The sequence below is a fragment of the Sphingobacterium haloxyli genome (assembly GCF_002980525.1).
GTDB classification, from domain to species: domain Bacteria; phylum Bacteroidota; class Bacteroidia; order Sphingobacteriales; family Sphingobacteriaceae; genus Sphingobacterium; species Sphingobacterium haloxyli.
Genome location: NZ_PVBQ01000007.1, coordinates 1 through 21,108 on the forward strand (window position 1 = coordinate 1; position 21,108 = coordinate 21,108).

Consider the following 21,108-nt stretch of genomic DNA (forward strand, 5'->3'; position numbering starts at 1 on the left):
AGATAGGGATCAGAACGCTGATATACAACAGGATAGATGAATAAAATATCAACAAAAAATAGAAATAATGTGGAGAATAGTAGAAAATAAAAAAAGGCTGCTCAAAAATTACTTTTGAGACAGCCTCCTTTTCTTTAGTAGACTTTCACGATATACACGTAATCCTGTAACTTTTTAATCTGGTCGGTTCGCGACAAATTGTATAACAAGTTTTTGTTGTTAAGAATCACGTTTTTACCTTTAAGAGAGTCGGCTGGGATGCTGTTCAGCGTTTCCATTAGTGCTTTTGTCTTGATTGCAAAAGCTGCACCGTCTATTCCCTTCTGTTTTCCGCTGATAATCCCAATTACATTCCCCTCTTTATCTAATAAAGGGCCACCGCTGTTACCCGGATTTACAGGGATTGATATCTGATAAGCAAGCGTATCGCCGGCGTATCCAGTGGAAGAGCTGAGATACCCCTGTCCGTATACCGCTTCATCCCTAGGGAAACCAATCGTATAAACGTCTTCTCCGATATCAGCATCCTGTCTTTTAAAAGTATAGGGGATGCTCCTGGTCGATTTAAAGGTAGAGTCGTTAATATGCAAGATGGCCAGATCCTTTTCCGGATTGGTAAACACAATGTCTGCTTTAAAAGATTCCCCCTTATGGTTTTGTAGATGTACCGAGTCAGCTCCGGTGATAACATGGTAATTCGTGACCACATAACCATTTTTCGTAATCATGAATCCTGTCGCACCGTAATGCATCGTTTCTTTAACGTCGTCTTTGCTGTTGTGGATGTTCCGAATAGCCGCATTCTGTGCGTTTACATTACGCTTTACAGTGTTCATATCCCTTCGTAGAGCACTGTAATCTGACGTTGTTTTCTTTAGGTTCTTATAATACCCCGTCAGCCACAACGTAGAGAATACCGAGACAATGGCGATCGCAGCTGCCACAGCCGCGTTAAGTTTTAACCTATCCCATATACTGATAACCTTAGTCGCCGGTTTTGATGCATGCGCCTTGTCGTAATCTCGTGCAACACGTTGTAATTTTCGCTTAAAACTTGATCGTGATTCCGCTTTCACCATCGTGGTTAAAAAAGCTTTGTGTTGTGCGAAAAGTTCTGCCTTTCCAGGATTCTCCGCACAATATGCCTCAAACAGCAATTGATCTTCACGGGAAAGCTCCCCCCGAAGATAGTTATCCGCCCACGTTATAAACTCCTGTTGATTTAAGCCTTTCATGCCAATTTAATTGTAACTACTTTTTGAAAAATATCTTTTTTAAACGTTGAAGACACTTATATTTTTGCGTCTTCGCATTATCGGCGTTCGTGTAACCAAATTTCTCACAAATAGCTGCCATTGATTGTCCCTGTATATAAAAATCGTATAGGATCGTTTTACACGGTTCTCCTAATCCATTTAATGCATCTTCCATTTGGACAAGATTGGCTTCTTTACTCTCATGATCGTCGATCGCTTCTTCAGCCGTTAGCGATTCTCCATAGTCGTCTATCGAATCTTTACGATATTTCGCTTCGCCACGAGTAAGGTGTTTTAGCCATAGCCGTTTTGCAACTGCATACAAGAATGTTTGTAATTTGCTGCTCAAAACAAAATCATTATCAACAATTTTGTTATAAAGCACCATCACTGTTTCTTGGAAAATATCCTGTGCTTCCTCTCTGCTGCCACGATTGTTTATGATCATATGGGCAATGGGCGGAAAATGTATTTGATATAATTGCTGGATAGCAAGGTTATCTCCTTCCCTGATGCCGTTAATGATTTCGGAATCAATCTGTATATCGCTTTTTTCCTTACTCACTTATTAATACCTTTTTATTCAAATAGTAACCTGTTGCTTCCTATAAATTTTAAAGTTTTTGCCAAACCGATGATAGGTCAAAAGTAGCAAATAAATTTTTGTATGCTCTTTTTTTTCGTCGGGGAAAAGAAAGGAGTAACTTCGTACTATGATGAAGATAAAGGTAGGATTTGGTTTTGATGTCCATCAAATGAAAGAAGGGCATCCGTTTGTAATCGGAGGAGTGCAATTGGAACACCATGCAGGTGCATTTGGACATTCAGATGCGGACGTCTTAGTACACGCAATTTGTGATGCCATTCTTGGAGCAGCAAACCTAGAAGATATCGGCTTTCACTTTCCGAACACGGATCCTAAATGGAGAGGCGTCAGCAGCCTATTGCTGTTGGAAAAATGCGTAAAGCTTCTAAAAGAAAAGGGATATACTTTAGGTAATATTGATGGTATGCTGTGTCTGGAAGCTCCGAAGATTAAGCCGTATATCCCAGCCATGAAAGAGAATATCGCTCAAGCCGCAGGCATTGATGTGGACGACGTCTCTATCAAAGCCACCACCAATGAAACGATGGGCTTTATAGGGCGTCAAGAAGGCGTTGTCGCCTACGCCGTTTGTCTTATCGAGAAATCCTAGGTTGTATAACTCGCTATCATATAGCTAGTCTAAAATCGTCCGTTATAAAATAAGTAATTTGGCTAAATGTCGAAGTTTAATATGATGTCGTTCTAACTTTTTTAAAACTTATTAAGACGAGAATGTTAACTTTGTACTAAAACCGTATCATAGGTGCAATGAAGAGAGAATCAAAGCAGAAATTGACAGACATAGATATCAAACGATATACCAGAAATTTTTGGACGATATTATGTGGTATAGTTGTTCTTGGAGCACTTTTCCTCGTAAGTGTGCGTTTGGGAGTATTCGGGAAATTACCATCCTTTGAGGAACTGGAAAACCCAAAGAGCAATTTGGCTTCTGAAATATTGACGGATGATCTCCAGGTATTGGGTAGATATTACAAACACAACCGCTCCAATGTAAAATATAGCGAGTTGTCTCCTCACTTGGTCCACGCTTTGGTCTCGACAGAAGACAAACGTTTTTACGACCATTCCGGTATCGATTATTCCCGGACGGTAACCTCGGCAATCTACACGACACTACTAAATAGAAAACAAGGGGGGAGTACGATTACCCAACAATTAGCTCTAAATCTTTTCTCTGAGCGGAGAGAGCGTAATACCTTCAAGCGTATCATGCAGAAATTCCAAGAGTGGATTACCGCTGTTCGTTTGGAAAGGAGTTATACCAAAGAAGAAATTATTACGATGTATTTCAATACCGTCGATTTTGGAGCTTACAATACATTCGGTATTAAATCGGCGGCTAGAACGTACTTTGATACGACCCCTGATCAGTTGACCCCTGAACAAGCGGCGACATTAGTCGGAATGTTGAAAGGAACCTATATCTATTCGCCAGTACGATTTCCGGAGAATTCCATGAACCGGCGGAATACCGTGTTGAATAATATGATCGATCAGAATTTTCTGACAAGGGAGGAAGGGCAGCAAGCCAAAGAACAACCATTGGATTTGAAACTTCGTATAGCTAATTATGGAGAGGGTATGGCTCCTTATTTCCGCGCTGTATTAAAACAGGAATTAAAAAAGGAATTTAAACGTTTGTCCATTACTAAGCCAGATGGGACTCCTTATGATCTGGACCGTGACGGACTGAAAGTTTATACGCCGATCAACTATACCATGCAGCGATATGCAGAAGAAGCGCAACGCGAATGGATGGAGAAATTACAACGGGATTTTGATAGACAATTTCGGAATTCCGACCCGTTCAAGGGAACAAATGCCCAGCTGTTAATATCGGGTATGCGTCGTTCCGACCGTTATCGTGTATTGAAAGAGACAGGTATGTCGGAAGAGGAAATTCGGAAAGAGTTCGACAAGAAAGTGCCGATGACTTTGTTTACCTACAAGGGAAATGTAGATACGGTTATGACTCCGATGGATTCCATCCGGTACAATAAGCTTTTCTTGCGGAACGCCGTAATGTCCATGGAGCCAAAAACAGGTCACATCAAAGCTTGGGTCGGGGGAACTAGTTTTGAACATTTTAAATTTGATCATGTAAAGCTAGCACAAAGGCAAGTAGGCTCAACAGCGAAACCATTTACGTATGCTGCTGCGATTGATAACGGATACTCGCCTTGTTTTCCTGTGCCCAACCATTCCCGTACCTATGGTAACTGGACACCTCGTGGAACAGTACAAGGAGGCGACCCGATAACCTTAAAAAATGCGTTAAAGTATTCGCAGAACTTTGCTTCTGCCTATGTTATAAACGAAGTGACTCCTGCGACGGTTGCTTCATTGACTAAACGTATGGGCATTACCGCTAACGTTCCGAATTATCCGTCCATTGCATTAGGAGCTTATGAAGCGTCTGTGTATGATATGGTGGGCGCTTATGCTGCATTTGTCAATCACGGCACGTGGATCGAGCCTACTATGATCTTACGTGTCGAGGATCAAAACGGTACACCTATCTATGAAAAAACGCCAACAGTAGTTAAGGCTTTGAACAGCGAATCGGCCTACATTATGGTAGATATGTTGAAAGGTGTTGTTGACGGCGGTACAGGTTCTCGTCTAAGACGAGCAGAGTTCGGTGGGTTCAAAAATCCAATCGGAGGTAAAACGGGTACTACAAATGATAACTCCGATGCCTGGTTTATCGGTATCACTCCAGAACTGGTGACGGGCGTTTGGACTGGTGCAGAAGATCGTGGCATCCGTTTTTATAGCATGGCATCTGGACAAGGAGCACAAGCCGCGCTTCCTATATTTGGATTGTATATGAAGAAGGTTTATGGAAACAAGAATTTACATTACACCCAAGAGGATTTCCCGCTTCCACCGGGGGGATTGACGCGTGAAATTGACTGTAGTCAATATCGAGAGTTCTATGGGGTCCCATCCAACGAGGACGTTTTAGATGACGATCGATTGGGATTCTAAATATTTCGCGCGGGTTATTTAGATTTATAAACGCCGAACAGCGGATTTTAACGAAATTTGTTGTCCGGCATTTTTTATGATATGAGTGTATTCGATTACAAAGAAGAGTTAAAGAAAATACCCCATAAACCAGGTGTTTACCAGTATTTTGATAAAAATAATGAACTCATCTATGTGGGGAAGGCTAAGGATTTACGCAATCGAGTAGGTTCTTATTTCATAAACGAACACCAACTTAATAGTAAAACCCGTGTATTAGTACGGAAAATAAATCGTATTGCATTTACAATCGTTGATACCGAGATCGATGCGTGGCTTCTGGAGAATAATCTCATTAAGAAGCACAAACCTCGTTACAATGTGATGCTGAAGGATGACAAAACATACCCATGGATTGTTATTAAGAACGAACATTTTCCCCGTGTTTTTTGGACACGAAAGTATATTCGAGACGGATCACGTTATTATGGACCGTACGCTTCGGTCGGGATGATGCATATCATTTTGGATATGATTCGTGAACTTTTTCCTTTACGTACCTGTAACCTAAACTTGTCTCCCGAAAACATAGCAAAAGGCAAATACAAAATTTGTCTAGAATATCAGATAGGCAACTGCAAGGGTCCATGTGAGGGGTATCAATCTGAAGAAGACTATGATCAGAACCTTGCTGATATAAAAAATATTTTAAACGGCAAGATCGCTGTCGTTACAAATCGTTTGAAAATGCAGATAAACGATGCGGTGACGGCGTTGGATTTTGAAGCTGCGCATAAGGTCAAGACGAAATTAGAAAAGCTTTCTAATTATCAAAGCAAATCTACCGTTGTCAGCTCGTCGATAACCAATGTAGACGTATTTAATATCGCATCGGAGGATAATTACGCCTTTGTAAACTATCTAAAAGTGGCACATGGGGTTGTCATCCAAACCCAAACGTTAGAGATGAAGAAGCGTTTAGACGAGTCCGAGGAGGAACTGTTAACGTTGGCAATTCCAGAGTTTAGAGAGCGTTTTAAAAGCACGTCCAAAGAAATCATCGTACCCTTCGATATACATATCGAAGGAGATATCGCCCTGAAATTTACAGTACCCAAGGCGGGGGAAAAGAAAAATCTGTTGGAATTGTCTCGTAAAAATGTCGCTTATTTCAAAAAGGAGCGTATGTTACAATACGAGAAGTTGAATCCAGAAGTGAAAACAGAACGCATTCTAAAGCAGATGCAAAAAGATTTACGGTTGAATGTGCTTCCGAGGCATATCGAATGTTTTGATAACTCCAATATACAGGGGAGCTTCCCTGTATCAGCGGTGGTGGTTTTCAAGGATGCGAAACCCGCAAAAAAAGACTATCGACATTTCAACGTCAAGACCGTGGTCGGACCAAATGATTTTGCGACGATGGAAGAAGCGGTTTTTCGACGTTATAGAAGATTGTTGGATGAAGACCAACAGCTCCCTCAGTTGATCGTGATTGACGGCGGAAAAGGACAGCTAGGGGCAGCTGTGAAAAGTTTGAAGCTGTTAGGAATAGCGAATAAAGTGACCATCATCGGTATTGCCAAGCGTTTGGAAGAGATATATTACCCCGGGGATCAATATCCACTGTATCTCGATAAGAAATCGGAAACATTAAAAATCATTCAGCATTTACGGGACGAGGCGCATCGTTTTGGGATTACCTTTCACCGTAATCAGCGCAGTAAAAAAACATTTGTTTCCGAGCTGGAACGAATCCCTGGAATAGGGAAGACTTCCGTAGAAAAACTTTTGAAGGCCTTTAAATCAGCCAAACGTGTGAAAGAAGCGTCTGATGAAGAACTCAGTACGGTGCTTACCCGGAAACAGGTTATCGCGCTCCGCGAATACTTTCATGCCTAGTCATCATATCCAAATTTTTTAAGGTAATTCTTTTTGCGGCGCCAATCGGGAATCACTTTAACAAAAAGTTCCAAAAATACCTTTTGGCCGATAAACTCTTCGATATCCTGCCGGGCGTACGTACCTACTTTTTTAATCATTGATCCGGCTTTTCCAATAAGGATGTTTTTTTGAGAGTCGCGTTCTACAATAATTTCACCGGCAATTCGCGTAATGTTTTCTTCTTCTTTATAAGACGTCACGATCACTTCTGTGCTGTACGGGATTTCCTTATCGTATAGCTTAAAAATCTTTTCGCGGATCATTTCAGAGACAAAGAAACGAAGGCTTTTATCGGTTAGCTCATCCTTTTCGTAATAGGGTGGGTGGATCGGCAGTTTCTCTTTAATATATTCCATGATTCCTGCTACGCCATGATTGAGCAAAGCAGAAACCGCAAAAACAGCATCAGGATTTAGTTTCTCCTGCCAGAATGCTATTTTGCTCCGGACTTCTTCTTCTGATGACTTATCAATCTTGTTGATAAGCACAGCCACCGGAGAATTGGTTTTATGCAATCTTTCGATTACATCGCTTTCGTCGAACCGCTCATGAATATCTGTCACAAATAGAATTACATCTGCATCGATCAAGGATCCCTGTACAGAATTCATCATGGATTCCTGTAAAGAATAGTTTGGCTTAATAACCCCGGGCGTGTCCGAAAATATAATCTGGTGATCTTCATCATTCACAATCCCCATAATCCGATGTCGCGTCGTTTGTGCTTTAGGTGTAATGATAGACATTTTTTCACCTACCAACGCGTTCATTAAGGTGGATTTTCCCGCATTGGGTTTTCCGATGATACTGACGAATCCTGCTTTATGCGACATGAAATGTAATTTATTTGAAATGTAAAGGTACGAAATTTATGAGTATTATGGGCTGTTTTCTGGCGACTAACAAGTTGTAATGGTACCTGAAAGAAACGACAACGTATAATCTTGTTAAAAATTGTTAAAGGGCGAAAAAAAGACAGAAAAAGTATCGAACTGTAGGTCAAAAAAATTAACTTTGTTATATATCACCTTTACACTACTTACTGATGAACATTTAACATGACAGGATTAAGGAAAAAAATAGCATTATTTACTCTCGCAAGCATAGCGATGCTTAGCATAGGGAACGCTATGAACGTCCATTCTGTCTTAGGAAAAACACATACAGCGTCCTATGCTGTATCTAAGTTTTCCATGGATGCCATCGATCAGGAGAGTGAGAAACTGATCAATAATGTAAAGGTTTTTTATAACCCTGTTGCAGAACAGATCACCTTAAATTTTACGCTCAGTGAACAAAATACTGTCGTTATTAAAGTAATGGATGCTTTAGGAAACGAGGTTTTGAACTTAATGAATGGGCGATTGGATGCAGGCCTACAAAGTTTGTCCTTCGATACGGATGGAAAACTCACGACTGGCTTCTATTTTGTGCGGGTAACTTCTGGTTCCGAAACCGTAGTCAAACGTATTTCCGTAAGATAACATCAAAGGCTATACTCACCCTCATCTATCCACAACCCGTCGTTTTTGATAATCTCTATCAACTCATCTAAAGCATTGGCCGCGCTCACATTTCTCTTAACGACTTCCTTGCCTCTATAGAGCGTTATCTTGTCAGGCCCAGCCCCTACATAGCCGTAATCTGCGTCGGCCATTTCGCCGGGGCCGTTTACAATACAGCCCATAATACCGATTTTCAAACCTTTTAAATGGTTGGTACGGCTTCTGATCATTTGTGTTGTTTCTTGTAAATCGAAGAGCGTCCGTCCACAACTTGGGCAAGATATATATTCCGTTTTCGAAATGCGGGAACGAGTTGCTTGCAAAATTCCGAAGGATAGTGAAGCCAGCTTATCCAAGGGAGTAGCGGGCGAATCTATCCAGATTCCTGACCCCAACCCGTCGATCAATAAAGCACCCATATCCGTAGCAGTATATAGCTGAATCTTAGAGATCGGCTCTTCAGGATCCATAATCTCTCCGACGGGTCCAGAAAATTCCTCCACGGGATAACTCCGCTTGATGATCACGGGATTATTGACACCGATTGCTTGCAGGTTGTTGAAGAACTGCCGTTGGTCTGCCATTCCATGGGGCTGATTAGTTTCTAAAATAAAGACAACGGTGCTGTCTATTTGTAAATCTGCAAAATATGTCCCGTCGAGGTCATCGTTTGTCAATGTGATCAGATTTAAGGAAGAATCGAACACCACAGCGTCTTGATAGCCTTTCAATGAATAGACAGGGTGTTTATTAGCTTTATCTTTTAAATTTTTCCAAACTTCATAATCATATAGTACTTTGAGGTTTCCCGGAAGCGTAAACGATGGTAGTTGGGAGCCGAGATAAACAAAATCTACCGACTGATCACCCATGTGGTATTTATCGTTGAGTGCGTCGTATCGATAACCCACAGCTGTCAATACGAACGGGTCTTTTAAATTCTCGCGGGAGATATCCACAACTACACGTGGAACCAAGGAGCCCCCGATAAATGTGTTGACTTCCATTGCCTCATAAGGGCTGACATTTGTATGATCCGCCAGATTTATAATTTCGCGTGTAGTGGAATACGCCTGTCTTTTTTTGCGGTCCGTATAACGATTAACTAAAGCTCGGGCAACAGGTATCTCGTTTTCTGGTTCTTCCGTTAGCGAGACCCGTATGGTATCACCTAGCCCATCCTCCAATAATGTTCCAATGCCTACAGCAGATTTGATTCGCCCATCCTCACCATCTCCAGCTTCTGTAACCCCTAAGTGAAGCGGATAGTTCATATTCTCGGCAACCATTTTTTGGACCAACAAGCGATAGGCTCGTACCATTACCTGCGGATTAGAGGATTTCATGGATACGACGAGGTTGTAATATCGTAAGTCTTCGCAAATACGTATAAATTCTAGTGCAGATTCTACCATACCCTCAGGGGTATCGCCGTATCTACCCATAATACGGTCAGAAAGCGAACCGTGGTTAGTGCCAATACGCAGCGCAGTACCGTACTCTTGACATATTTTAACCAAAGGCGCAAACTTTTTATAGATACGTTCCAATTCATCTTGGTAGGCCGCATCGGTATATTCTAACTGGTCAAATTTCTTTTTGTCGGCATAATTACCGGGGTTGATACGCACTTTCTCCACGATACGCGCCGCTACTTCTGCTGCATTGGGCGTAAAATGAATATCCGCCACCAAAGGGACACGATAGCCTCGTATTTTCAGCTCTTTTTTAATGTTGGCCAGGTTTTCAGCCTCTTTGATGCTCGGTGCTGTAATTCGTACATATTCACAACCGGCATCTACCATGCGGATAGTCTGTTCTACAGACCCCAATGTATTCATGGTGTCGACCGTGGTCATACTTTGGATGCGAATAGGATGGTTTCCTCCCATAGGAACATCGCCCACGCTTACTTCTCGTGTCAAAAACCGACTATAAGTTGTTTTGGAATTACAATATCCTCCGGGTAAAATGATTGTGTTCGTTGTGTCCATACCTGGATACAAAGTTAATGCTTTTATGTTCTTTTTTTCCTCAAAAAAGAACCAAAACCGAACAAAGTGAGTTCATGGACACCAAAACAAACACTTGTTCATAAAAATCGTCGCTTCAAATCTTTGAGGAAAGGGGTAGTACTAAGGATGGGTTTCTACAACCTCAAAAATTTGTATGCGACCTGGAAGGTTAAGGGAGGGATTGTGCAAATGCGCCATTCCGTCTCTAGTATCGAGTTATAGTGAAATTATTCGCGGCTCCTTCCAATTCGATATCAAATTTGTTTTCTGCGTTCTCATAATTTGCCGTTTTTGCGATACCGTTTTCGCTGGTTTCAAAGCCCTCAAAAGAATTTTTCGATAAAATAGAAGTATATTCAACTTTAACGGCAGCGTCCTTTGGGATGCGGAAATGGATTTTTGACGCGCCGGTAGCAACATCAATTTTAGATATGCCGATTGTTGGTTCGCCTAACGTGAGATCCATGGTGCTTGCTCCCGTGTTTACTTCCAACGTTTTAAACCGCAACGAGGATAAATCACCTTTAAAATTTGCCGCACCATAATTTAAAATCAAATGCCAATTTACTTCGGGATTCAACCCAATCAGGACATTATTCGTTTTATTCTTATTCTTAGAAGTGATCGGCTTGGCATTGATAACAACAGTTTGTTTATCTCCTTCCTGCTTTGTTTTGATGTTCATGCCCATGTCGTCTGTCTTTGCTCTGGCCGAAACCAGATTAGTGCCCGTTTCTACCGTCATTTCAAATTTTCCAGCTCCGCCGTTAAATTCCAAGGTTGACTCTTTCACTGTCGGATCAAATGGCGTATGCACAGCGTTCAATAAAGGTTCATCGTCATTGACGTTGTCTATGCTGATGTTTTTTCCGTTAAAGAGTTGTTCTGACCAGTCTGTTTTAGGAGCAGTTAGGCCAACATAGAAAATCCATCCTAAAAACAGGACATTGCAACCGATTTTAATATAGTTTCCAAATGCCTTATTTTGAGCGATTAAGTTGATTCCAACAATAATAATAAGTAAAGGCCAATATTTAATTGTAGCCCAAAAGTTAAAATGTAGAATGTCTAGGTTATGCAATAGCAGAACCAGTCCTATAAAGACAAACCAAATGCCGGATGTAATCTTATTCTCCATACTTCTGTAAATATAACAGCTCAAAACTACAAGTTACGATTTTTTTACTAAACTACTTTTAGGTTATATTGTTAATAGGTTCGGTGAAATAAACCGTTCTATCGGTGAAATTTCTTCCACGCAATTGTGTATATTGCAATAGTATTTAACGAAAGGTCGATTATTCTATGATATTTCATCATTTTGGCTCCTATATCCTGTTGTTGAGAAAGGTCTTCAAAAAACCTGAAAAATGGAAGATATATTTAAAAGAGATTTTTCATGAAATGAACGAAATAGGCATAGGCTCCTTGAGCTTAATTTTAATTATTTCTACCTTTATTGGTGCGGTTATGACATTACAGATCGCCTTTCAGCTGGTGTCGGATCTTATTCCAACCGCTGTCATCGGGCAGATCAACCGAGACTCTAATATTTTAGAACTAGGCCCCACCATTTCGGGGCTGGTATTGATGGGGAAAGTTGGTTCGGCCATTTCTTCGCAAATAGGCTCGATGCGTGTGACAGAACAAATAGATGCGCTGGAGATCATGGGAATAAATGCACCCGGGTTCTTGATTTTGCCCAAGATTATCGCTGGTGTTATCATGGTACCTGTATTGGTCATCATTGCTATTTTCTGTGCTATTACCGGCGGGCTAATAGGAGGCAGTTTATCCGGGGCCGTCGCCCCCTCGGACTATATACAAGGTATACAAGAAGGTTTTAATGGTTTTACTGTGACCGTAGCAATAGTAAAAGCTATCATTTATGGGTTTATTATCACATCTGTTCCTGCGTACAAAGGTTTTTATGTCAGGGGTGGTGCATTAGAGGTGGGGCAGGCTGGAACAAAAGCAGTAGTTATTGGCTGTATCGCAATTTTGGTTTGTGATTACATCATTACTGCGTTGATGCTATAACCCGAGGGTCCAAAAAATCCCTGTGCAACAATAAATTTATGATTGAGATTCAGAATATATATAAATCATTCGGTAACAACGAGGTACTAAAAGGAATTGACGCCATTTTCGAACCCGGTAAAGTGAATTTAATTATCGGAGGGTCGGGTTCCGGCAAAAGTACGTTATTGAAATGCATTGTCGGCCTGCATGATCCCGACCAAGGCAAGGTGTTTTTCGATCAACAGGAGTTTACGGAAATGGACTTCGAAGAACGTATACCCATCCGCCGGAATCTCGGTATGCTGTTTCAGAACTCCGCTTTGTTCGATTCCATGACGGTCGAACAGAATATTATTTTCACGTTGAACATGTTTACCGATATGAGTCAAGCAGAGAAAATAGAACGGGCCAATTTCTGTCTTGATCGCGTCAACCTGAAGAATGTCAATAAATTATATCCATCCGAACTTTCTGGAGGAATGAAAAAGAGAGTGGGGATTGCGAGAGCAATTAGCATGAGCCCTAAATACTTGTTCTGTGACGAACCTAACTCCGGTCTCGATCCGGCGACCGCCATATTGATAGATGAACTGATTCAAGAGCTAACGGAAGAATATCAGTGTACGACATTAGTCGTAACACACGATATGAACTCGGTGATGGGAATAGGGGATTATATTCTGTTTTTGTATCAAGGACAGAAGTTCTGGGATGGATCTAATGAAGAGATGCTACGTTCGGATGTACAGGAACTGAATGATTTTGTCTTTGCAAGCCCATTAATGAAAGCAGCAAGGGATTCTATTAAGTAGTGCAACATCTCATATCTAATCTTTATCTTTGTGACGTTTTAATATCTGACATCTAATAGTTAAAATTGAGTTCAACAACAAACATACAACTTCTTACGCCACAGCACTGGAATGATTACGAGCTGATCGATTGCGGTGATTTCGAAAAATTAGAACGATTTGGCGAAGTTATTTTAATTCGACCCGAGCCACAAGCCGTATGGCCTAAATCCTTATCGGAAACGGAGTGGACGCAGAAACATCATATCCGTTTTAAAGGTCGGTCAGCAACTTCTGGAGACTGGGTAAAGAAAAATCCCCAAACACAGGACCGTTGGCATGTCAGTTATAAAAACAAAGACGCATCCATTAAATTCCGTTTGGGGTTAACTTCGTTCAAACACGTCGGCATATTCCCAGAACAAGCCGTGAATTGGGATTATATATCGGAATCCGTCAAGTCTTTTAGGACACCCAATCCGAAAGTATTAAATTTATTTGCCTATACAGGTGGCGCATCGTTAATTGCGAAAGCGGCTGGGGCAGATACAACACATGTTGATTCGATCAAACAGGTTGTTACTTGGGCGAATGAAAATCAAGCATTATCTGAATTGGATAATATCCGCTGGGTGGTAGAGGACGCGCTTAAATTTGTAAAAAGAGAATTAAAGCGTGGCAATAAATACCAGGGCATTATATTAGATCCGCCGGCCTATGGGCATGGTCCCAAAGGAGAAAAGTGGAAGCTTGAAGACCATATTATGGAGATGATGCGTGATGTGGTACAATTGCTCGACCCGAAGGAACATTTTCTTATTTTAAACACCTACTCGTTAGGATTTTCCTCGGTCATCGTGGAGAATCTAATAAGAACGGCGTTCCCGCAAGTGGAAAATCTGGAAATAGGAGAACTTTATTTACAAGCAACGGCGGGATGTAAACTACCCTTAGGCGTTTTTGGAAAATTTAAGAAAATAAAATAGTTATTCTATGTCCTTTTTACAAAAAGGTGCACAGAAATCGACTTCGGGTATTTGAGATAATGGAGCGTGTTAAGGGGCGTGCTGTGCATTCGTATAAGTTATGTTTTTCAAATCTTGTTCGTAACTGTCTAAGGCAGCTATAAAGCGTGGTATTTCTTTAAAACCAAACTTCTCCAGCTCGACGGTTATTGTGCGATAATACGCAATACCAAGCGCGAGTTGGTTTTTAAATTTCTGAATAACTTTCATCTTTTTTACGTCGTCGGCACTATTTCTAACCAAGTTTCTGAGATAGTCGACGTAGAGCTGCAATTCGTTCAGAAACATGAGAGGCCTATTTTTCAAGTCTAGTGCTCGACGACCATATATATGATCTACCATTTTCTGTAGCGTGTATGGTCCTTTGAAATAGGCCGTATTGGGTCCCGGGCAGATAGAAACGGCCGTAATCTCCTTAGTTTTCTGTATATTGTATTTTAAATAGGCCGAAGCGGCAAGCCCTTCACACAAGCAGGTTTTTGCTGTAATTTTATCAAACCGTTCCTGAAATTCCGTTTGTGAAAGCTGGAGATTTTTTAACGATCTGATTTTAGCATGTTGATAAACACGGGAAGCCGTACATACGGGTTCATCTGAAAATTCCGTATTAGACACCAGGTATTTCTTTGTACAAGGGCTTCCAGGAATACCCTTAACGATACGTTCGATCCGTTTTTGCTCTGCTGTACTTCCTTTGAAATTATTAAAAGGAACACCAAGTGGGGACGAGTCGCTTAAATAGAAATCTTCCTTATTCGCCTGCACCAATTTCGTTAATGTGCCATTATCGACCGTAGTTGCTTCGGGTACCAATAAAAATGGTGAGCCCCAGCCGACGCTATCAAAACCGTAGTGGCTGAGGAGGAACAGCTGTTCTTCCGCCGTTCCTATTCCTCCTTGCACACTGAATCTGATAGGAAGGGTGTGGACGTTGAGTACGCCCTTTTCGAGGAGGGCTGCCCGATAAATGCAGGAAAGATCCTGAACGAGGCCTTCTTTCTGGTGTTTAAATTCTTCCAGAATTGGTCCTAACAAATAGCCGTCTGTTGCAAAAGCATGCCCTCCACAATTCAAGCCCGACTCGATACGGAATTCTGAAACCCACAACCCCTTTTTTGCCAAATATTTTGCTTGAATATAGGCAGAGCGATAGTCTGATACCTTCAAGATAATCCGCTTCTCCAATACACCGTGTTGATTTGGGAAAAAAGAGGGTAGCTCGGTAAGATAATTGTATAAACGGGGATTCATACCGGCTGAAAGGACAACGGATGACCTTAAGTCGGATCGAGCGAAACCTCGGAGTGCGGCAGAAGCATCGGAATATGTTTCGTCTAATGCTTTACCTCCTGCGTCAGTATTGAGTTTATCGACTTTTGCCATAATGTTGACATCGATTTCCCCCGGAACCACCATGGCTTTTAATTCTTCCGCTAGAGCGACTTTCAGATGGAGATCAGTGGCTTCTAGCATTTTAGTATAACGTCGTTTGCTCCAGTCTGTATCAGGCAAAAGCTCAAAATATTTTGTTAAGTCGGTATTTGGCGAGAACTCACCGTTCTTGATACGGAAAATCTGCATATCAACAATCTGTTGTACTAAGTTGAGGTAAGCCGTAATTCGCTTAGCGCGATAATCGGCTTCCGTCTTCTTGATAGGAACATAATGAAGTTCGTTTTCTCGGGCATGAAAAGCTCGTATACGCTCGATCAGCTCGTCGTCTACAATAGACATCACCGAAGAGATACCGAATTTTGCAACTTTTAACGGCGTGTCAATGGAAAAAGCTAACCCTAATACGGGAATGTGGAAATTGTGTTTCATATAACATCGAATGTCGGTACGAAATACGACAATTTCACGCAAGTATAAAGTAACGGAAGTGCGCTGAAAAAATGATTTAGCTCATTTTTAACAAGAAGGGGGTATAACGGCGGAGAAAGATAAAAACGGCATCCGGGCCACTATCCGAAGAACAGCGGCCGAATGCTATTTCGGGAGTTTATCAAGAAGCTACATCGAGTGTAATCGTGCCTATATCTTTTGCAATGCCTGTTTCGACGGTAACCCCGTCGATGGTTCTGTTTCCATATGCGTCGTTTTCAGGCTCGATAATAATCGTGTACGTTCCATCTTCAATACCGGGAAAATAGAACCTGCCCTCTGCATTCGTTATGGCACCAATACGCTCATCTCCGATCTCGATATAAATTTTCGGGGCGGCCTCCAAAGGGAGCACGACGCCGTGAATAACACCGGAAACCGCTTCTGGTATCGCACGAATCACAGGTTTTAGACTATATCCACCATTACCTTGCTGTACAATCGAACTAGCTACGTCAAAGTCTAATAAAAGGGTATACGCTACGTTCGGAATCAATTCATCCTGAACCTTGATCTTGACGCCCGAAGATTGTCCGCTTGGCGTTGTCAATGCGTGAGGTTGGCCGTCAACAATGATTTCGTTACCCTCATCGTCGAGTATTAACCGCACTTCTTGTAGGCGTCCAGAAGCTATTGTTTCATTTGCTAACAAGGTGTCTTTACCCATCGAGAATTCCAAGATATCGAAAGGTTCATTGTCATCAACATCAAGTGTGGTACGCCCGTTACTAGTCAATATCTCGATCTTATCAATATTCAGTAGTACCGCATCATATCGTCCCGGCGCATCCGTTATTTTCACGGATATGGGCGTCGTACCTGTTTTACCGTCATCATCGCTTTCACAGGCGCTTAGCAGCGCCAAAGCCGCTATACCTGAAAATAATACTGTTCTCATGCTAAATTATATTATGTAAATCATCAAAACTGCAAAACAAATGCCAGAACGGTCAGCCGCTACTCAAAAACAATTGTCTTATTGCCTTGCAACATCACCCGGTCTTCTGTTAGCAAATGGATAGCTTGACTTAATACCGCCTTTTCGATTTCTTTTCCTGCTGTAACCAGATTGGGAACGTCGTAACTATGGTTGATGGATTTGGTACGTTGCACGATGATCGGACCTTCATCTAAATCATTCGTAACATAATGCGCTGTTGCGCCGATAATCTTTACACCTCGTTTGTAAGCTTGCCGATAGGGATTTGCACCGATGAACGCAGGAAGGAAAGAATGATGGATATTGATAAGCTTGTTTTCGAATCTTGCCACGAAGGAAGGAGAGAGGATACGCATGAACTTGGCCAACACGATATAATCGGGTTGGTACGGAGCAATAGTTTCTGCTAGTTCCTGTTCAAAATCCTCCTTGCTTTTATTCTCATGCGAGACGAAATGATAAGGAATATCAAACTTCTCCGTAAACGCCTTCAGTACTTCGTAGTTGCCGACCACCGCTCTTACAGAAGCATTAAGCGTTTGGAAAAAATGACGTACGAGGATATCCGCAAGGCAATGATGTTCTTTCGTTACCAAAATAACAAGCTTTTTTTCACGAGCAGGATTAATGGATACCTGTGCCTGGGGAGGTAAATTGTCTTCTAAATCCTTTTGCAATAGCGGAGTAGCCGCTGGAACACCACTACATACCACACGGACAAAAAATTTTCGGTTTTCTTCGTCCACAAACTCCCGCATGGTTACGATATTCAAATGATGTTTAGCGATAACATGGGCGACATTGGCAACCAGGCCCACCGCATCATGGCACTGGATAAGAATTAAGGTTTGGTTGTTCATTATTTACGTTGTAATAAATGCCGTCGCCTTTTAGGAGGCAACGGCAGCTTTAGCAAGTTCTTCTTCTAAATCGATTTCAATACGTAGGTTTTCCACGATATGCTTTTGCCTGTCGGGCGTATTCTTACCCATATAATATTCCAACAACTGAGGTAGTTTGTTCTCTTTAGAAAGAATAACAGGATCTAAACGCATATCTTTACCAATGAAAAGTCCAAATTCAGAGGGTGATATTTCTCCTAGACCTTTGAAACGGGTGATCTCTGGTTTACCTCCTAATTTGGCAATAGCTCGTTGGCGTTCTTCATCCGAATAACAATAGATCGTATCCTTTTTGTTCCGGACGCGGAACAACGGCGTTTGTAAGATAGACACATGCCCGGCCTTCACCAAGTCGGGAAAAAATTGTAAAAAGAAAGTAAGCAACAGCAAACGGATGTGCATACCATCTACGTCCGCATCTGTGGCAATGACGATGTTGTTGTAACGTAGTCCGTCGAGTCCGTCTTCGATATTGAGGGCATGTTGCAATAAGTTAAACTCCTCATTTTCGTAAACAATTTTCTTCGACATACCGTAGGAGTTTAGCGGTTTACCTTTTAAACTGAATACGGCTTGGGTCTGTACATCGCGCGATTTGGTGATGGAACCACTCGCTGAATCTCCCTCTGTGATGAACAGTGTCGTCTCTAAGTTGCGCTCGTTTTTATCACTGAAGTGGATCTTGCAGTCACGCAGTTTTCGGTTGTGTAACGATGCCTTCTTAGCACGCTCGTTTGCGAGCTTCTTAATGCCAGCAATATCTTTCCGCTCCCGCTCTGATTGCAAGATGCGTTTGAGCAGGGCATCAGCCGTGGTCGCGTTTTTGTGCAGGTAGTCGTCCAGGGCTTTCTTAACAAAATCGTTGATAAAGGTACGTACAGTTGGACCTTCAGGGCCGATACTCTGTGAACCCAGTTTCGTTTTTGTTTGCGACTCGAACACCGGTTCTTGTACCTTGATGGCAATTGCCCCGATAATAGAGGCCCTAATGTCAGCAGCATCGAACTCTTTCTTATAAAATTCACGAATAGTTTTTACAAGAGCTTCGCGGAACGCCGCCTGGTGTGTGCCCCCTTGTGTGGTGTGCTGCCCGTTGACAAAAGAATAATATTCTTCACCATATTGCTGACCGTGGGTCAGCGCTATTTCAATATCGTCTCCTCTTAAATGGATAATCGGATAACGCATAGATTCCGCGTCAATATTGCGCTCAAGCAAATCTTTCAATCCATGCTCTGAAATAAACTTTTGCCCATTGAAATTGATCGTTAGGCCGGCGTTAAGAAACACGTAATTCCATATCATGTTCTCTACAAACTCCATGCGGAATTTATAATTCCGGAAGATTGTTTCGTCCGGATAGAAGCTGGTTGCTGTACCGTTTCGTTGTGTGGTGTCTTTTTGTTCGTCGCTGACTAATTCACCACGCTGAAACTGTGCAATGCGGGTCACTCCCTGACGATATGACTGTACGATAAATTGGTCGGATAGCGCATTGACGGCCTTCGTACCCACACCGTTTAAGCCTACGGATTTTTGAAATGCTTTGCTGTCGTATTTACCACCGGTATTGATTTTAGAAACCACATCCACGACGGATCCGATCGGGATTCCGCGGCCGTAGTCACGTACGGCTACTCGATTGTCGTGGACGTTGATGTCGATCGTCTTGCCGGCACCCATTACAAATTCATCTATGGAATTGTCGACAATCTCTTTTAACAAGACGTAGATTCCATCGTCATAAGCAGAGCCATCTCCCAATTTCCCTATATACATACCCGGACGCAGACGGATATGCTCTTTCCAGTCCAAGGAACGTATACTGTCTTCGTTATATGTCGTCATACGGTTTGTCTAAGTTTTCTTTGCTAACAAAAATAGGAAAAAGATTAGATAATCTTGGCAAGCTCTTTGCCTAATCCTCCTTGTAGAAAGGTTATGAAAGGAAAAGTCATTGTAAGTAAGTTTTGGACAAATATCTTTTCGGAAAGAAAGGCGATTGCAATTGTTGTTTTTCCCTTTATCTTTTTATTGGATCAACGTTATAAGGAGGATAAATTTTTATTAAACCACGAAAATATACATATCAAACAGGCCACAGAAATGTTGGTTGTTCCCTTCTACATATGGTACTTTATCGAATTTTTGATACGTTTTTTGCAATACAAAAAATTTCGACAAGCTTACCTTAATATCTCTTTTGAGCGGGAAGCCTACCGAAATGAGCGAAACTTACACTATCTAAAAAAGCGAAAGTTGTGGGCTTTTAGTAGATACTTTTAGCAGTCTCTTACTTCACCAGCCGTAAATAACTTGCTACTTTGTTCTTAAGGTTCCGGCGATCCACGATAAAATCTAGAAAGCCGTGTTCCAAAACAAATTCAGATGTCTGGAAACCTTTAGGCAGGTCTTTCTTGATCGTCTCTTTGATAACCCTAGGTCCTGCGAATCCGATTAATGCGCCCGGCTCAGCGATGTTGATATCTCCCAGCATGGCATAGGAAGCGGTTACGCCACCTGTTGTCGGATCGGTTAATAGACAAACATAAGGGATTTTAGCTTGTGCTAGAAGCGCCAACTTTGCCGATGTCTTTGCCATTTGCATCAAGGAGAACGCGGCTTCCATCATACGTGCCCCGCCTGATTTGGAAATTAACATAAAAGGAATTTTATGCGCGATACAATAATCGATAGCGCGAGCGATCTTTTCTCCGACAACGGAGCCCATGGAACCCCCAATGAAGGTGAAATCCATACAAGCAATTACGATATCCTCACCTTCCATTTTGCCATGTGCACAGCGAATGGCATCTTTTAATCCTGTCTTGGCTTGGCTGTCTGCCAGTCGGACAGGATAAGGTTTGGTATCGGCGAATTGAAGGGGATCACCAGACGTTAAGTTTTCAAATAACTCAGTGTAGTTGTTATCATCGAAAAGGATGGAAAAGTAGGCAGCAGAACCGATGCGGATATGATAATCACAATACTGACAAACGTATTGGTTTTCAATTTGTTCACTGTTCAATAGCGGCTTTTTACAGTTCGGACATTTATTCCACATGCCGTCAGGCGCTTCTTTTTTATTCTCGGTTGCGGTATTAATACCTGCCTTGTTTCTTTTAAACCAACTCATAAGTTCACGATCATTCGGACTACAAAGAAACGAAACCATCGTGATTTATGCAAACGCCACAAGGAATGAATAAACCTGATCACTTCACTGCGCTGAAAAAACAAGCCG

Annotated in this window: 17 protein-coding genes; 7 read left to right on the forward strand and 10 right to left on the reverse strand. The window is 41.8% G+C overall.

Annotated features, from left to right (window positions below; genetic code table 11):
* Nucleotides 1-134: 134 nt before the first annotated feature.
* Both C5745_RS10330 and C5745_RS10335 read right to left on the reverse strand, forming a co-directional pair.
* A complete protein-coding gene (locus C5745_RS10330; protein WP_105716935.1) occupies nucleotides 135-1,235 on the reverse strand; it encodes a S1C family serine protease in 1,101 nt (366 codons plus the stop codon).
* Between the two features lie 16 nt (nucleotides 1,236-1,251).
* The gene (locus C5745_RS10335; RefSeq protein ID WP_105716936.1) at nucleotides 1,252-1,821 is read right to left on the reverse strand and encodes an RNA polymerase sigma factor; all 570 of its coding nucleotides are present in this window, start codon (nucleotides 1,819-1,821) and stop codon (nucleotides 1,252-1,254) included.
* 151 nt (nucleotides 1,822-1,972) lie between these two features.
* On the opposite strand from C5745_RS10335, the gene ispF reads away from it, so the two are divergent.
* The 3 genes from ispF to uvrC all read left to right on the forward strand — a co-directional run bounded on the left by ispF (nucleotide 1,973) and on the right by uvrC (nucleotide 6,738).
* A complete protein-coding gene (ispF, locus tag C5745_RS10340; RefSeq protein WP_105717116.1) occupies nucleotides 1,973-2,452 on the forward strand; it encodes a 2-C-methyl-D-erythritol 2,4-cyclodiphosphate synthase in 480 nt (159 codons plus the stop codon).
* 158 nt (nucleotides 2,453-2,610) lie between these two features.
* Nucleotides 2,611-4,857, forward strand: coding sequence for a penicillin-binding protein 1A (locus C5745_RS10345; protein ID WP_105716937.1), 2,247 nt, complete (start codon nucleotides 2,611-2,613; stop codon nucleotides 4,855-4,857).
* An 81-nt stretch (nucleotides 4,858-4,938) separates the two neighbouring features.
* Nucleotides 4,939-6,738, forward strand: a complete 1,800-nt coding sequence (gene uvrC, locus C5745_RS10350; RefSeq protein ID WP_105716938.1) for an excinuclease ABC subunit UvrC — start codon at nucleotides 4,939-4,941, stop codon at nucleotides 6,736-6,738.
* Here the strand turns inward: uvrC and era are convergent.
* The gene (gene era, locus C5745_RS10355; protein ID WP_105716939.1) at nucleotides 6,735-7,613 is read right to left on the reverse strand and encodes a GTPase Era; all 879 of its coding nucleotides are present in this window, start codon (nucleotides 7,611-7,613) and stop codon (nucleotides 6,735-6,737) included. The genes uvrC and era overlap by 4 nt on opposite strands.
* 225 nt (nucleotides 7,614-7,838) lie before the next feature.
* Between era and C5745_RS10360 the strand changes: the two genes are divergently transcribed.
* Nucleotides 7,839-8,264, forward strand: coding sequence for a T9SS type A sorting domain-containing protein (locus C5745_RS10360; protein ID WP_105716940.1), 426 nt, complete (start codon nucleotides 7,839-7,841; stop codon nucleotides 8,262-8,264).
* A 2-nt stretch (nucleotides 8,265-8,266) separates the two neighbouring features.
* On the opposite strand, the gene ispG is transcribed toward C5745_RS10360, so the two are convergent.
* Together ispG and C5745_RS10370 are read right to left on the reverse strand one after the other, a co-directional pair.
* A complete protein-coding gene (gene ispG / locus C5745_RS10365; RefSeq protein ID WP_105716941.1) occupies nucleotides 8,267-10,279 on the reverse strand; it encodes a (E)-4-hydroxy-3-methylbut-2-enyl-diphosphate synthase in 2,013 nt (670 codons plus the stop codon).
* Between the two features lie 226 nt (nucleotides 10,280-10,505).
* On the reverse strand, nucleotides 10,506-11,438 hold the full coding sequence (locus tag C5745_RS10370; RefSeq protein WP_105716942.1) for a LiaI-LiaF-like domain-containing protein: 933 nt from the start codon (nucleotides 11,436-11,438) through the stop codon (nucleotides 10,506-10,508).
* A gap of 167 nt (nucleotides 11,439-11,605) precedes the next feature.
* On the opposite strand from C5745_RS10370, the gene C5745_RS10375 reads away from it, so the two are divergent.
* From C5745_RS10375 to C5745_RS10385, 3 genes are all read left to right on the forward strand, one after another.
* The gene (locus tag C5745_RS10375; RefSeq protein WP_105716943.1) at nucleotides 11,606-12,340 is read left to right on the forward strand and encodes an MlaE family ABC transporter permease; all 735 of its coding nucleotides are present in this window, start codon (nucleotides 11,606-11,608) and stop codon (nucleotides 12,338-12,340) included.
* Between the two features lie 38 nt (nucleotides 12,341-12,378).
* Nucleotides 12,379-13,134: an ABC transporter ATP-binding protein gene (locus tag C5745_RS10380; RefSeq protein ID WP_105716944.1), complete on the forward strand. Its 756-nt coding sequence runs from the start codon at nucleotides 12,379-12,381 to the stop codon at nucleotides 13,132-13,134.
* 65 nt (nucleotides 13,135-13,199) lie between these two features.
* Nucleotides 13,200-14,099, forward strand: coding sequence for a class I SAM-dependent methyltransferase (locus C5745_RS10385; RefSeq protein WP_105716945.1), 900 nt, complete (start codon nucleotides 13,200-13,202; stop codon nucleotides 14,097-14,099).
* 69 nt (nucleotides 14,100-14,168) lie between these two features.
* Here the strand turns inward: C5745_RS10385 and C5745_RS10390 are convergent, their stop codons facing one another.
* The 5 genes from C5745_RS10390 to accD all read right to left on the reverse strand — a co-directional run bounded on the left by C5745_RS10390 (nucleotide 14,169) and on the right by accD (nucleotide 21,000).
* On the reverse strand, nucleotides 14,169-15,962 hold the full coding sequence (locus C5745_RS10390) for a hypothetical protein (protein WP_105716946.1): 1,794 nt from the start codon (nucleotides 15,960-15,962) through the stop codon (nucleotides 14,169-14,171).
* A 181-nt stretch (nucleotides 15,963-16,143) separates the two neighbouring features.
* Nucleotides 16,144-16,920, reverse strand: coding sequence for a DUF4382 domain-containing protein (locus tag C5745_RS10395; protein WP_105716947.1), 777 nt, complete (start codon nucleotides 16,918-16,920; stop codon nucleotides 16,144-16,146).
* Between the two features lie 59 nt (nucleotides 16,921-16,979).
* Nucleotides 16,980-17,822 (reverse strand): formyltetrahydrofolate deformylase, encoded by an 843-nt coding sequence (purU, locus tag C5745_RS10400; RefSeq protein WP_105716948.1) that lies wholly within the window; start codon nucleotides 17,820-17,822, stop codon nucleotides 16,980-16,982.
* A 30-nt stretch (nucleotides 17,823-17,852) separates the two neighbouring features.
* On the reverse strand, nucleotides 17,853-19,712 hold the full coding sequence (locus tag C5745_RS10405; protein WP_105716949.1) for a DNA topoisomerase IV subunit B: 1,860 nt from the start codon (nucleotides 19,710-19,712) through the stop codon (nucleotides 17,853-17,855).
* Nucleotides 19,713-20,157: 445 nt separating this feature from the next.
* Nucleotides 20,158-21,000 (reverse strand): acetyl-CoA carboxylase, carboxyltransferase subunit beta, encoded by an 843-nt coding sequence (gene accD, locus C5745_RS10415; protein WP_105716950.1) that lies wholly within the window; start codon nucleotides 20,998-21,000, stop codon nucleotides 20,158-20,160.
* Nucleotides 21,001-21,108: the final 108 nt, after the last annotated feature.